Raw genomic sequence first — 12,965 nt, forward strand, 5'->3', positions numbered from 1 at the left:
CCCGGCCTTCTTACGAGGGCCGGGGTTTTTGTTCGCCTGAATTCCGGGGGGCGCTCAAGCAGGCAGCAAAGCCGCGGCGACGCGGCGGCCTTCCGCCAGAAGCACATTATAGGTGCGGCAGGCGGCACCCGTGTCCATGGCGTCGATGCCGCCCAGGCCGCGTTCCTTGACGGCACGGCGCAGGGTGGAGGTGAACAGCTGCATGGTGGGCCCGGTGCCCAGCAGCACGATCTCCAGCGACGGCTGTTCGGCGATCAGGGCCGCGAAATCATCCGGCTGCAGGCCGGCGAACCCATCGACGGTCCAGGGGATGGTGCGGTCGGGGAAGACGATGATGGGCGTCTCATAGACCACGTTGCTGACGCGGAAGCGGCCGGGGCCGTAGGCGTCGATGACCTGGCGGTCCGCCGGGATCAGGGGGGTGATGTCCATGGGCTTCCAGCCCTCCCACAATGAAAAAGGCCTGACACTCGCCCCTCGGGGGATGCGGGTGCCGGGCCTTTTACCTGGCGTGCGGCGGCATCGGTTTCAAACCCGACCCGCCTTGGCTCACTTGGAGTCGGTCTCGGTCTTGGCCGGTTCGGTCTTGGCCAGCACGGTGGTGATGGTGCTGCGCAGGACGCGGAACTTCACGCCTTCGCCGGCGTCGATGGTGACCTCGTCGTTGTCGCCAACCTTCACCACGGTACCGATGATGCCACCGCCGGTGACGACCTTGTCGCCACGGCGCAGCGACTCCAGCATGTTCTTGTGTTCCTTCATCTTCTTCTGCTGCGGCCGCATCAGGAAGAAGTACATGACCAGGAACACCGCCACGAAGGGCAGGATCTGCATCAGCGAGCCGGCATCGACGGGGCCGGCGCCGCCGGTGGTCTGGGCCTGGGCGGTGGACACGAACATGGGACGGTTGCTCCAGCGTGCGGGAATAACAAAAGCCAACGGGGCGGGCGTGCCCACGTTTGGGCGCGACTATACCGACCGCCGGCCATGTTGCAACCCAATCTCAGCCCCCCCGTTGGCGCGGGTTGCCGCCCGGCGGCCATCCCCGTACCGTTCCCCGGTTGAATAGGCAGGCCGCCGCCCAAAACCGCCGCCGCTGGCCAGGAGGAAGGGGATGGGCGCGATAAGAAATGGACAGAAGGAAACAAGCCCCGTGACCGCCCCCATTAGCACTGATTCCGCCCTGCTGCCGCTTCTGGCCCGCATCGCCGACGCGCTGGACCGGCTGGCACCGCCCCCGCCGGCCCCCATCGACTTCCACGCCGCCGACGCCTTCGTCTGGCATGCGGAGGGGGACCGCCTGTCGCCGGTGCCTGAGGTTTCCAAGGTGGACATCCGCCTGCTGCAGGGGGTGCAGCGCCAGCGCGACACCCTGTTGGAAAACACCCGCCGCTTCGCCCAGGGCCTGCCCGCCAACAACGCCCTGCTGTGGGGTGCGCGCGGCATGGGCAAGAGCTCGCTGGTTAAGTCGGTGCACGCGTCGGTGAACGAGGCCGCCGGCGCCGCTCCTGGCCACGGCCCCCTGGCGCTGGTGGAAATCCACCGCGAGGACATCCCCTCCCTGCCCCGCCTGTTGGCCGCCGTGCGCGACAGCGGCCGCCGCTTCGTCCTGTTCTGCGACGACCTGTCCTTCACCAACGACGACGCCCATTACAAATCGCTGAAGGCGGTGCTGGAAGGCGGGGTGGAGGGTCGTCCGGCCAACGTGGTGTTCTACGCCACCTCCAACCGCCGCCACCTGATGCCCCGGGACATGATCGATAATGAGCGGTCGACGGCCATCAACCCGTCCGAAGCGGTGGAGGAGAAGGTCAGCCTGTCGGACCGCTTCGGCCTATGGCTGGGCTTCCACAATTGCGACCAGGACACCTACTTCGCCATGGTTGACGGCTATGCCGCGGCCTTGGGCCTGGCCCTGTCCTCGGAGGAACTGCACGCCCGCGCCGTGGAATGGGCGGTCACGCGCGGCAACCGTTCCGGCCGGGTCGCCTGGCAATTCATCCAGGACATCGCCGGGCAAGACATCGTTGGACAGGAAGCCGCGCCCGGCGCCTGAGCCGTTGAACCGCTGTTAACGGCCCATTCAACTTTTCTCAGCGAAGCGTTTGAAACGGATTGGGAGTCGCCATCAAGGCGACTTCCCCTCCTCGGCATGTAACGGTTTACGGCTTCCGATTCTCTCGGGTTTTCGCCTTGATGGGGCCGGTAACTGGACCTTCCATTACTCTATCCCCCCAAGTTTTCCCCCATTTCTGCAATTCCAAGGGGGAAACCACTTCTTTTCAATACAAACAAGATAAATTCGGTTATAGTCCGTCCAACAAAACCTGCAACAAGTGACAAACAACGCCAGGGCTGGACATGACACAACCGATATCCGATTCCAATGACGACCTGCAGATCATCGCCCTGACCGGAAAGATCGTCACGAGCTATGTTGCCGGTAACACGCTGGCCCCGGCCGCCCTGCCTGATCTGATCAAGCAGGTGCACGACACCCTGCGTCGTCTGGTCACGCCCGAGGAAGTGGTCGCCACCCCGGCAGAGCCGCTTACCCCGGCCGTTCCGATCCGCAAGTCGGTCACACCCGACTACATCGTGTGCCTGGAAGATGGCCGCAAGCTGAAGATGTTGAAGCGCCACCTGCGCACCGCCTACGGCCTGTCGCCGGAGGAATACCGCGTGAAGTGGGGCCTGCCGTCCGATTATCCCATGGTCGCCCCCAACTATGCCGAGCAGCGGTCGGGCCTGGCCAAGGCCATCGGCCTGGGCCAGCGCTCCCGCACCGAGGGCAAGCCCAGCGGCAAGCGCCGCCGCAGCAGCGCCGCGGCCGAGTAAGGCGCCGCCCTTGGTATCTCAGTAATGGAGAAGGCGGACCCTGGCGTCCGCCTTTTTCATTTGGGCGCCTTCTCATCCCAGCCTTGACCGTGAAGCGCCTTTTCATGACCCCCAGCCGGGGGGCAAACCGCCCACACCGGCGGGCAATGGGCCAGGCGGCACGTTTGCCCCCGGGGGCGGCCCCAGGGGAGCCCCCAAAGGGGGCAAGGGGCGCAGCTGAAACCGCTCCCCCTCCGGCACGGCGATGCGGGACAGGTCGTAGCCGGCCAGGCGCGCCCGGTCCAGCCGGTCCACCGTCATGACGTTCCACACCCCGTGGGGCCGCCCCTCCAGCGCGCGCACGGCCAAATCCACCGCGATGCGCGCCTGCACGATGGGGGAGTCGGACGCCGCCAACTCGATGGTGCGGCCGCGGACCAGATCGGTGATGCCGTCGGTGGCGTAGGTCGCCACCAGGTGGGTGCCGCCGTCGTGACGGGAGCGCAGGTAATTCGCCGCCGCCTGGATGGCCACGGCGTTGCCGAAGACCACGTCGACATCCGGCACTTGGTCGAACAGGGCGCGCACTAACTCCATCTGCGTCGTCATCCCGGTGGCGCCATAGCCGCCGTGGATGACCTCCACGCCCGCGCGCCGCAAAACGTCCAGCGCGGACGCCTCCATGGCATCCGCCCATTCGGCCCCCTTGGGCCCCGGCAGCCAACCCACCTTCAACGGCCGGCCGGCCGCCTTTTCCCATTCCGCGCGGTGTTCCAGGATATAATTGGCACCGAAGCGGGCGTTCTCGCGGAAATTCCCCAGAATATGCGCGGTGACGTAGGGGGATGCCATGCCGTTGATAAGGTCGATCAGTGGCCGTCCGCCGTCGGCGATGGCGGCAGCCTGCGCGTCCAGACCATCGCTGGTGATGGCGGCGACGATGTAAGCGTCGGGCTTCAGCGTGCGGCAAGTGTCCAATTGCGCCTTTTGCACATCCAGCTTGTCATAGCCGCCGGCCTGATAGACGCCGATGACCACGCCCAGCCGTTCGGCCTCGCGCACCAATCCCCAGGAGACGCCCCACCAGAACTTGTCCTGCGCGCCCGGGAGCAGGGCGCAAACCCGCCAGGGATGCACCGCCCGCGCCAGGGGAACATAGGTGCCCACCCGCCCATCGCGCGACACCAACACCGGCGACCAGTTGTCCCGCGACACGTTGCCTTGCGACAGACTGGCCGGCGGTGGCGCCGCCGGGCCAGCCTCCGTTCCCGGCGGCACGCCCGCCCGCGCCGTTCCCAATCCGAGAACCACACCCGTCATGACGAGAAGGCTACGCAGCCCCCGCCGCCGATGCCGGCCTCGCCCCCAAGCCATGCCTGCCCCCGCCTAGTGTTCCCCAATGCTGACACCCCCGGCGCGGCGATGAAAGGCGGACGACGCCGGTGAGCCCACCATTCTTCGGGCATCGCGGGTACTGCAGGGTCCGGTCAGCATCGGTCGTACCAGGGCCAAGACGGGATGCTTCCCTGGCGCCAAACGTGGCCCTAAAGCCACCGGCGTGGAAGCACCGGGACGCCGATCCTGGAATCGGCCTGTTCGAGGACATCCGCATGACCCTGCAAGCGGCCATCGCCACCAACCGATTCGGCCTGGGCGCCCGCCCCGGCGACATCGCGGCGGCCCAATCCGATCCCCGCGGCTGGCTGGAGGCGCAGCTGGCGCGGGACCCTGGCTTGCCGCCGGAGCTGCATGGGGTGGAGGACAGCGCCACCCGCCTGACCGCGACCTACGCCGCCCGCAAGGAAAAGGATGAGGAGGCGCGCAAACCCCTCCGCGAGGCGCTGCGCGCCGCCTATCGCGACGACGCCGCGCGGCGCACCCGGGCCGCGATCGCCACCGACGCGCCCCTGCGCGAACGGCTGGTGCATTTCTGGTCCAACCACTTCACCGTCTCGACCAGCCGGCCCATCGTCGCCGCCGCCGTGGTTCCCTACGAGAATGAGGCCATACGCCCCCATGTCACCGGCCGGTTCGCCGACATGCTGCTGGCCGCGACCCGCCATCCGGTCATGCTGGCCTATCTGGACAACGCCGTGTCCGTCGGGCCGGACAGCCTGGCCGGCATTCGGCGCCAGCGCGGCCTGAATGAGAATCTGGGCCGCGAACTGCTGGAATTGCACACCCTGGGCGTGGATGGCGGCTACAGCCAGACCGACGTGCGCGAGCTGGCCCGCATCCTGACAGGCTGGAGCATCGCGGCGGAGCGGGATCGCGATACCGGCACCTTCCTGTTCCGCCCCAACCTGCACGAGCCGGGCGACAAGATCCTGCTGGGCCAACGCTACAGCGAGGATGGCATGGGCGAAGGCCTGCTGGCCCTGCAGCGCCTGGCCCGCCACCCGGCCACGGCCCGCCATCTCGCCACCAAGCTGGCCCGGCATTTCATTGCCGACGATCCGCCGCCAGCCGTGGTGGCGGCGCTGGAAAAAAGCTACCACGACAGCGACGGCCATCTGGGAGAGGTCACCCGCACCCTGTTGCACCAGGATGCCGCCTGGGCACCCGAGGCCCGCAAAGTGAAGACGCCGACGGAACTCGTGGTCTCCACCGGCCGTGCCTTGGGGACGGACATCCACCCGGCGGTGGACGATGGCGACACCGACATGAAGGCGGCGCGCGCCGAGCCCGCCCTACGCTCCCTGGCGTTGCTGGGGCAGCTGCCCTTCGCCGCCCCCTCGCCCGCCGGCTGGCCGGACCAGGCCGCCGACTGGGTGGGGCCGGAAGCCATGGTGCAGCGGGTCGACTGGGCCTTGACCGTGGGGGAAAAGCTGGGCGACCGCATCGACCCCCGCCGGATCGCGGAGCAGGCACTGGGCCCGTTCGCGGGTGACGCCACCCGCCAAGCCGTGGCCCGCGCCCCCAGCGCCGCCGAGGGCCTGGCCCTGCTGATCTCCGCCCCCGAATTCCAGCGGCGCTGAAGGAGTGCCCATCATGACCGCCTTTCTTCCCCTCAACCGCCGCGGCCTGCTGGCCGGCCTGGGCGGTGCCGCGGCGCTGTCGCTGCTGCCGCAGGTGAGCTTCGCCCGCACGGTGGGCGAGCAGCGCTTCGTCCTGATCGTGCTGCGCGGCGGCATGGACGGCCTGGCCGCCGTCGCCCCCTATGCCGACCGCGACTATGCGGCCCTGCGCGGCCGCCTGGCCCTACCGGATCCCAACGCCCAGGGCGGCGTGCTGGATTTGGACGGCTTCTTCGGCCTGAACCCGGCCCTGGCCGACATCCATCCCTGGTACAAAGAAGGCCAGCTGCTGGTGGCCCATGCCGTCGCCACCCCTTACCGCGACCGCAGCCATTTCGACGCCCAGGATCTGCTGGAGAATGGCACGGTGACGCCGCACGGTGTGGCCAGCGGCTGGCTGAACCGGGCCCTTGCGCAGTTGGGTGGCGATACTGGCGGACGGCGCCTGGGCCTGGCCGTTGGACAGGGCGTGCCCCTGGTGCTGCGCGGGGCCGCCCCCATCGCCTCCTGGTCGCCATCGCCGCTGAGGGAGGCGGACGGTGATTTCCTGGACCGCGTGGCGGCGCTGTACGCCAACGACCCGCTGCTGGCGAATGCCCTGAAGGCCGGCCTGGACTCGGCCAGCATGGCCGATCATGCCCTCAACACCGATCCCGATGGCGCCATGGACGGGGCGATGATGGACGGTGCCCCCAAGCCCAAGGCCGTGCGCCTGGATCCGGCTGAGCTGGGTACCGCCACCGGCCGCCTGCTGGCCGACGCGAACGGCCCACGCGTCGCCGTCATGGATCTGCAGGGCTGGGACACCCATGCCCAGCAGGGCACGACCGCCGGCCGGCTGGCCGGGGCGCTGGGCAATCTGTCCAAGGTGCTGGTGGCCTTGCGCGCCAGCCTGGGCCCCGCCTGGCGGCAGACGGTGGTGGCGGTGGTGACGGAGTTTGGGCGGACCGCCCGGCCCAACGGCACCGGCGGCACCGACCACGGCACGGCCACGGCCGCCTTCATGGCGGGCGGCGCCGTGCAGGGGGGACGCGTGCTGACGAACTGGCCCGGTCTGGCCGACGATCGCCTCTACCAGGGCCGCGACCTGGCGCCCACGCAGGATCTGCGCGCCCTGATGAAAGGCATCCTGCGGGATCACCTGGGCTTGGACACCGGCGCCCTGGACAAGGCCGTCTTCCCCGGCGGCAGCACCCCCGCCGCCGCGCGCGACCTGATCCGGACCTAGCCCTGACCCCGTCCGACGCGCTATCTGTTACAGGATGACTTGTTACAGGACGGCCCGTAACAGGATGGGGGCGGAGGGAGGCGGCAGGCATGAGCGGTGAGGCACGGGCCTGGGTCAGGTTGCCCTCTCGGCGCCATCTGAACCTGCTGGCGCCCACGCCCCTGGACTGGGATGACGAGGACCTGGCCATGGGCTTGGCCCGCACCTACCGCTGGGGTGGGCACTCCCGCTGGCCCCTGCCCCTGTCGGTGGCCCAGCATTCCCTGACCGTACTGGCCCTGTCGCGCGCCCAGGCCGAAAAGCCGCTGAGCCCGGCGGCGGAGTTGCGGGAGCTGCTGCACGACGCCGATGAGGGGCTGCTGGGCTTCGATGCCATTTCACCGCTGAAGCCCTTCCTGGGACCGGAGTACAAGGCCTTGGCCGCACGGCTGGAGGGGGCGATCACCCTGCGGTACCAGATCCCGGCCTGGAACCTGACCACCAAGAAAAACCACAAGCGGGCCGATCGCATCGCCGCCGCCAGCGAGGCGCTGCACGTGGTCGGCTGGTCGCGGGACGAAATCCGCCGCACGCTCAAGATTCCCTATCAACCCCTGGACGACGACCCCCTGCACCAGGAATACGCGGGCATACCCTGGGAGCCCTGGCCGGCCGACGTGGCGGCGGAGCGCTTTCTGGCCGCGCTGCGCGTCCTGCTGCGGAAGCGGGACGGCCAGGCATGAACACGCCTCTGCTGGGCCGGGCGCAGGCCGCCCTGGCTGCCGGCCGCATGGCGGATGCGGCCACCCTGTGTCGGGAGGTGGTGGCCCGTTGGCCGCACGATGGCGCCGGCTGGCTGGCCTTGAGCGTGGCTGCGGCCGCCCTGGGCCAGGCGGACGACGCGCTGGCCGCCGCGGAGCGGGCGGCGTCCCTTATGCCGGCGTACGCCCCCGCATGGGCCAACGTAGCGGAGCAGCGGCGACAGGCAGGCCGCATGGCGGAAGCCGGCGCCGCCTATGCCCATCTGGCCGCCCTGCCCGGCCTGCCGGCCGACTTCGCCGCCGATGCCGAGAACGGACTGGCCCTGGTGGCCCGCCATAATGGCCAGCCCTTGGTGGCGGAGGCCCACTGGCGCCGCGCCATCGCCCTGGACCCCACCTTCGCCGGCGCCTACGCCAACCTGGGCAAGATGCTGTTCGACCAGCAGGCCATGCACGCGGCGCGCGCGGCCCTGCGCCAGGCGGTCACTCTGGATCCCACCAACGGCGGCGCCCGCATGAACCTGGCGCTGGCCTGCAAGGCGCTGGAACAGCAAGCGATGGCGGTGGAAGAATTGCGCCACCTGCTGGCCCAGCCTGGGACAAGCGAACAGCTAGCCCACGACGCCCGCTACAACCTGGCCCGCCTGCTGCTGCTGCGGGGACCGGGGGCGGAGGCATGGGCCCTGCATGAAAGCCGGTGGAAGGTCAGCCACTTCCCCTCCGTCCGCCGGTCCTTCCCGGTGCCGGTGTGGCAAGGCGACAGCCTGCTGGGCCGGCGACTGCTGCTGTGGGGGGAGCAAGGCCTGGGCGACGAAATCCTGTTCGCCAGCCAGGTGCCCGACCTGGCCGCCGGCCTGAGCGACGCCGTGCGCGCCGCCGGCACCGACATCCTCCTGGAATGTGACGAGCGGCTGGTGCCGCTGTTCGCCCGGTCGTTCGCCCCCATAACGGTGGTGGGCCGCCCGGCGGCGGTAGCCCGTAGCGGGTCGAGGGATACCTCGGCCGATCCGCGCACCGCCGCGGCCACGACGCAACTGCCCACCGGCAGCCTGGCGCGCTATTGCCGTCCCACCTTGGCCAGCTTCCAGGCCGCCCGCCCCTTCCTGAAGCCCGATCCCGAGCGTGTCGCCCTGTGGGCGCGGCGGGTGGCGGCCCTGGGACCGGGACTGAAGGTGGGGCTGTGCTGGACCAGCGGCCTGCTGACGGCGGAGCGGGCCATCAGCTACACCACCCTGGCCGACTGGCTGCCCCTGGCCCAGGTGCCAGGCATCCACCTGGTCAGCCTGCAGTACAACCGCGACATCGCCGCCATTGAAATACCCCAGGCACGCGCCCAAGGCCTGGAGATCGCCGACTGGCCGGACCTGGACCAGCGCGACGACCTGGAGGGGGCGGCCGCCCTTGTCTCCACCCTAGACCTGGTGCTGACCGCCCCCACCTCGGTGGGGGAGATCGCCGCCGGCCTGGGCGTGCCCACCTGGCGCATCTCCACACCCAGCCAGGATTGGAGCGGGCTGGGCACCATGGTTCGCCCTTGGTACCCCGCCATGCGCGTCTTCCCCGCGCCCAGGGAGGAAGAGACCCTGGCCGACGTGATCCAACGCATGGTTTACGCCCTGGCGGCCTTGGCGGTGGGCACGGCGGCGGCCGCCTCCCCACCACCAGCGCCACCCCCGACGCTGAACGACGCGCTGGCCCTGCATCAGGCCGGCCGGATGGACGAGGCGGAGGCCGCCTATCGCCGCCTGCTGGCCGACGGGCCGGCCGACGCCCAGGCGCGGGGCGACGCCCTGCACCTCTTGGGCCTGCTGCTGCACCAGGCCGGCCGGCCGGGGGAGGCCGAACCGCTGCTGCGTCAGGTGCTGGCAGCGGAGCCTGGCTTTTTCGAGGCGTGGAACAGCCTGGGCGCCGTACTGCTGGCCCTGGGCCAGCGGACTGAGGCGGCGGAGGCCTGGCGCACCGCCTTGCGCCTCAATCCCGGCTATGACAAGGCGGCGGCCAATCTGGGCCGCCTGGGCGTGCCGTCTTGAGCTGGACAAGCCCAAGACGAACCTTGCATCCTGGCAACATCAATAAAGGGGATGACGCATGGGACCTTGGGGCGCGCTGATCATGGGATTCTTTGGCGCAATATTCTTTTCGCTGACCGCCGTGGTCACCGGTGGACTATCCCCCATCATCCTCATGATTCCGCTGCTGGCGTTTTGTGTCATCGCCGCCGTCGCCTTGCAACTGATCCGCCGCCATCCGGCTGGTCGCTTCGATCCGCCGCCCCGCATCGACCGCATCATCAGCCGTTGCACCACCGGGGAGGCCCTGGGCATTCCGGCGGTGATCCTGCTGCTGACCAACACCGGCCATCGTGACCTGATCCTGCCCGGCATCGCCACCGTGGTCGGATTGCACTTCCTGCCCATGGCCTACGCCATCCCGTCCCGCCCTTTCGGCTTCCTGGGCGGCACCCTGATCGCAGCAGCTGTTATCGGCGCGCTGATGCCCCAGCCGGCGGGCAGCATTCTGGCCGGCCTGGCGGCGGCATTGGCGCTGTGGATCGCCGCAGCCTTCGCCTTGCGGCGGGCGCGGGCCCTGGTCGCCACCTGAGGGCACTCCAACAAAAAAAGGCATCCGCCCGGCCGGACGGATGCCCTCCTTCAAGGCGCCAACTTTCCTACCAGCTGATGCTGAAACGCATCATCCGGCTGTAGCGGTCACCCGCCTTCAGCATGGTGTCCGGAAAGGACGGCTGGTTGGGCGCGTCAGGGAAGGCCTGGGGCTCCAGGCAAACACCCATACCCAGGTCCGGGTATTGAGATGCCAGACCCTGGCCACCGTAGAATTGCACCGATGGCTGGTCGGTATGCAGGCGCAGGCTGACGCCGCTGTCGGGCGAGGACAGTGTGGCGGCCCAGTCCGCCGCCTCGTCCCAGGTGTCTTCCCGGTCCAGGACGAAGCAATGGTCGTAGCCGCCGGCCTGGAAGATTTGGGGATGGTTGTGGCGCGGCGTCGCCAGGCGCGGCCGACGGAAGTCGAAGGCCGTGCCGGCCACCGGCTCCAGCGCGCCGGTGGGAATCAAGCCGGGGCCCACGGGCAGGAAATGCTGGGACCGTAGGCGCAGCATCTGCCGGTCCGCCGCCACCTGCGGATCGCCCGCCAGGTTGAAATAGGGATGCCAGGTCAGGCTGACCGGTGTGTCCGCGTCGCCGATGGCGGTGAAGCGCAGGGTCAGGTCACCGCCGCTGATGGTGATTTCCGCCGTCACCTCCAGGGTGCCAGGGAAGCCGTTCTCCCCATCCGGGGAGGTCAGGCCCAACACCAGCCGGGAGTCCGCCCCCCCCTGGAAATCCTGCAGACGCCAGACCTTGCGACCATAGGCGCCTGGACCGCCGTGCAGCTGGTTGACGCCCTCATTGGGCACCAGCTCTACGGTGCGGCCTTGGTACGTGTAGCGGGCGTTGGCGATGCGGTTGCCGTAGCGGCCCACTAGGCATCCCAGATAGGCGGGATCGTTCTCATAGGCCGCCACGTCCGGCAGACCCAGGACCAGGTTGCGCCGGCCCTTGGGGCCGGGCACCGACAACTGTCGCAAGATGCCGCCGTAGGTCAGCACCTCCGCCTGAAGGCCGTCCGCCGGCCCGAGCGTCACCGCCCGGACCGGCGCGCCATCCCTGGTCGTCCCGAAGGATCGGATCATGACCGCGCCGCCCTCACCTGTTGCACGGCGTCATGCAGGGGCTTGTGGGTCCACAGCTCCTGGATGGCTTCCAGGCTGCGGCCCTTGGTTTCCGGCACGAAGCGCCACACGAACAGGGCGGACAGTAGGCTGAACAGGCCATAAATCCAATAGGCGAAGCCGTGGTGGAAATGGGCGTTCAGTACCGAATTGCCGTCCATGACGTTAAAGGACCAGGTGACCAGCAGGTTGGCGATCCATTGCGCCGCGACGGCGATACCCAGCGCCTTGCCCTTGATGGCGTTCGGGAACATCTCGGCCAGCAGGATCCAGACCACCGGGCCCCAGGAGAAGGCGAAGCCGGCGATATAGACCAGCATGGCGGCCAGCGCCGCCAGCCCGGCCTGGCCGGTGGCGAACAGCGTGCCCAGCGCCAGCATGGAAACGGTCATGACCAGGCCACCCGCGATCAGCAGGGGCTTACGGCCCAGGCGATCGACCGAGACGGTGGCGACCAAGGTGAAGGCGACGTTGGCGATGCCGACGATGACCGTCTGCCACAGGGAGGCATTGGTATCCATGCCCATGTTCTGGAACATCTGAGGGGCATAGTAGAGCACTGCGTTGATGCCCACGAACTGCTGGAAGACTGACAGCAGGATGCCGACGAACACCACCAGGCCGCCGAAGGCGAACAGGCGTTCGTTGGTCACGACCAGGCTTTCCTCGATCTCGACCAGCGTGACCTTGGGGTCGGTGGCGCCGCCCAGACGCTTCAGCACGTCCAACGCTTCATTGTCACGGCGCTGCATGACCAGGTAGCGGGGGGTGTCCGGGGCAAACAGCAACAGGACGGCGAACAGGATGGAGGGCAGCCCTTCGGAGGCGAACATCCAGCGCCAGCCGGTGCTATGCAGCCAAGTTTCGTCCCCGAGGCCGGCGATGGCCCAATTCACGAAATAGACGCCCACCATGCCGCCGACGATGGCGATCTGGTTGAAGGAGATCAGGCGGCCGCGGGACTCGGCCGGCGCAATCTCGGCGATGTAGAGGGGGGAAACCAGCGAGGCGATGCCCACACCGACGCCGCCGATGATGCGGTAGATGTTGAAGGGCGTCAGCGCGTCCGGCCCCATCTGGCCGATGGTGCCCAAACCGAACTCCGGCCAAGCCGATCCCAGCGAGCAGATGAGGAACATCAAGGCGGCGACGATCAGCGTCGGCTTGCGGCCGAAACGGTCGGCCATCTTGCCCGCGACCAGGCCACCGACGACGCAGCCGGCCAGCGCGCTGGAGATGGTCAGGCCCTTGAGGCTGTCATGCGCCGTTTCCGTCAGATTCAGCGGCTTGATGAAATTGATGTCGATGCTGGCCATCGCGCCGGAAATGACGGCGGTGTCGTACCCGAACAACAGACCGCCCAGGGTGGCGATCAGTGTCAGGCCCGTCGTCAGCGACAGTGCGCCTTGCTTGTTGCCCATTCATTCCTCCCC

Annotated in this window: 12 protein-coding genes; 7 read left to right on the forward strand and 5 right to left on the reverse strand. The window is 68.8% G+C overall.

Annotation, left to right across the window (positions count from 1 at the left end):
* Nucleotides 1-54: 54 nt before the first annotated feature.
* Both FBZ88_RS00540 and yajC read right to left on the reverse strand, forming a co-directional pair.
* A complete protein-coding gene (locus FBZ88_RS00540) occupies nucleotides 55-432 on the reverse strand; it encodes an Mth938-like domain-containing protein (RefSeq protein WP_186291458.1) in 378 nt (125 codons plus the stop codon).
* A 117-nt stretch (nucleotides 433-549) separates the two neighbouring features.
* Nucleotides 550-900, reverse strand: a complete 351-nt coding sequence (yajC, locus tag FBZ88_RS00545) for a preprotein translocase subunit YajC (RefSeq protein ID WP_040849264.1) — start codon at nucleotides 898-900, stop codon at nucleotides 550-552.
* A gap of 253 nt (nucleotides 901-1,153) precedes the next feature.
* On the opposite strand from yajC, the gene FBZ88_RS00550 reads away from it, so the two are divergent.
* Together FBZ88_RS00550 and FBZ88_RS00555 are read left to right on the forward strand one after the other, a co-directional pair.
* Nucleotides 1,154-2,056: an ATP-binding protein gene (locus FBZ88_RS00550; protein WP_246138428.1), complete on the forward strand. Its 903-nt coding sequence runs from the start codon at nucleotides 1,154-1,156 to the stop codon at nucleotides 2,054-2,056.
* Nucleotides 2,057-2,361: 305 nt separating this feature from the next.
* A complete protein-coding gene (locus tag FBZ88_RS00555) occupies nucleotides 2,362-2,838 on the forward strand; it encodes a Ros/MucR family transcriptional regulator (RefSeq protein ID WP_145614927.1) in 477 nt (158 codons plus the stop codon).
* A gap of 102 nt (nucleotides 2,839-2,940) precedes the next feature.
* Here the strand turns inward: FBZ88_RS00555 and torT are convergent, their stop codons facing one another.
* Nucleotides 2,941-4,137 (reverse strand): TMAO reductase system periplasmic protein TorT, encoded by a 1,197-nt coding sequence (gene torT / locus FBZ88_RS00560; protein ID WP_186464125.1) that lies wholly within the window; start codon nucleotides 4,135-4,137, stop codon nucleotides 2,941-2,943.
* Nucleotides 4,138-4,427: 290 nt separating this feature from the next.
* On the opposite strand from torT, the gene FBZ88_RS00565 reads away from it, so the two are divergent.
* The 5 genes from FBZ88_RS00565 (at nucleotide 4,428) to FBZ88_RS00585 (ending at nucleotide 10,403) form a co-directional block, all read left to right on the forward strand.
* Nucleotides 4,428-5,795: a DUF1800 domain-containing protein gene (locus tag FBZ88_RS00565; RefSeq protein WP_145614929.1), complete on the forward strand. Its 1,368-nt coding sequence runs from the start codon at nucleotides 4,428-4,430 to the stop codon at nucleotides 5,793-5,795.
* A 13-nt stretch (nucleotides 5,796-5,808) separates the two neighbouring features.
* The gene (locus FBZ88_RS00570; RefSeq protein WP_145614930.1) at nucleotides 5,809-7,062 is read left to right on the forward strand and encodes a DUF1501 domain-containing protein; all 1,254 of its coding nucleotides are present in this window, start codon (nucleotides 5,809-5,811) and stop codon (nucleotides 7,060-7,062) included.
* 89 nt (nucleotides 7,063-7,151) lie between these two features.
* The gene (locus FBZ88_RS00575; protein WP_145614931.1) at nucleotides 7,152-7,784 is read left to right on the forward strand and encodes a phosphohydrolase; all 633 of its coding nucleotides are present in this window, start codon (nucleotides 7,152-7,154) and stop codon (nucleotides 7,782-7,784) included.
* Nucleotides 7,781-9,832, forward strand: a complete 2,052-nt coding sequence (locus FBZ88_RS00580) for a tetratricopeptide repeat protein (RefSeq protein ID WP_145614932.1) — start codon at nucleotides 7,781-7,783, stop codon at nucleotides 9,830-9,832. The genes FBZ88_RS00575 and FBZ88_RS00580 overlap by 4 nt, the downstream gene beginning before the upstream one ends.
* 58 nt (nucleotides 9,833-9,890) lie before the next feature.
* On the forward strand, nucleotides 9,891-10,403 hold the full coding sequence (locus FBZ88_RS00585; RefSeq protein WP_145614933.1) for a hypothetical protein: 513 nt from the start codon (nucleotides 9,891-9,893) through the stop codon (nucleotides 10,401-10,403).
* 67 nt (nucleotides 10,404-10,470) lie between these two features.
* Here the strand turns inward: FBZ88_RS00585 and FBZ88_RS00590 are convergent, their stop codons facing one another.
* Complete coding sequence (locus tag FBZ88_RS00590) at nucleotides 10,471-11,493, reverse strand: aldose epimerase family protein (protein ID WP_145614934.1); 1,023 nt, start codon at nucleotides 11,491-11,493, stop codon at nucleotides 10,471-10,473.
* Entirely contained in the window at nucleotides 11,490-12,953 is a 1,464-nt protein-coding gene (gene xylE, locus FBZ88_RS00595) for a D-xylose transporter XylE (protein ID WP_088873251.1), read from the reverse strand. The genes FBZ88_RS00590 and xylE overlap by 4 nt, the downstream gene beginning before the upstream one ends.
* Nucleotides 12,954-12,965 lie beyond the last annotated feature (12 nt).

Source organism: Nitrospirillum bahiense (assembly GCF_007828025.1).
Lineage (GTDB): Bacteria > Pseudomonadota > Alphaproteobacteria > Azospirillales > Azospirillaceae > Nitrospirillum > Nitrospirillum amazonense.

Excerpts from the sequence above, each read along its gene's own strand:
- FBZ88_RS00575 (WP_145614931.1), top strand. The coding sequence starts at position 7,152 with ATGAGCGGTGAGGCACGGGCCTGGGTCAGGTTGCCCTCTCGGCGCCAT.
- FBZ88_RS00565 (WP_145614929.1), top strand. The coding sequence starts at position 4,428 with ATGACCCTGCAAGCGGCCATCGCCACCAACCGATTCGGCCTGGGCGCC.
- FBZ88_RS00555 (WP_145614927.1), top strand. The coding sequence starts at position 2,362 with ATGACACAACCGATATCCGATTCCAATGACGACCTGCAGATCATCGCC.
- FBZ88_RS00590 (WP_145614934.1), bottom strand. The coding sequence starts at position 11,493 with ATGATCCGATCCTTCGGGACGACCAGGGATGGCGCGCCGGTCCGGGCG.
- xylE (WP_088873251.1), bottom strand. The coding sequence starts at position 12,953 with ATGGGCAACAAGCAAGGCGCACTGTCGCTGACGACGGGCCTGACACTG.
- FBZ88_RS00540 (WP_186291458.1), bottom strand. The coding sequence starts at position 432 with ATGGACATCACCCCCCTGATCCCGGCGGACCGCCAGGTCATCGACGCC.
- FBZ88_RS00580 (WP_145614932.1), top strand. The coding sequence starts at position 7,781 with ATGAACACGCCTCTGCTGGGCCGGGCGCAGGCCGCCCTGGCTGCCGGC.
- yajC (WP_040849264.1), bottom strand. The coding sequence starts at position 900 with ATGTTCGTGTCCACCGCCCAGGCCCAGACCACCGGCGGCGCCGGCCCC.
- torT (WP_186464125.1), bottom strand. The coding sequence starts at position 4,137 with ATGACGGGTGTGGTTCTCGGATTGGGAACGGCGCGGGCGGGCGTGCCG.
- FBZ88_RS00585 (WP_145614933.1), top strand. The coding sequence starts at position 9,891 with ATGGGACCTTGGGGCGCGCTGATCATGGGATTCTTTGGCGCAATATTC.
- FBZ88_RS00570 (WP_145614930.1), top strand. The coding sequence starts at position 5,809 with ATGACCGCCTTTCTTCCCCTCAACCGCCGCGGCCTGCTGGCCGGCCTG.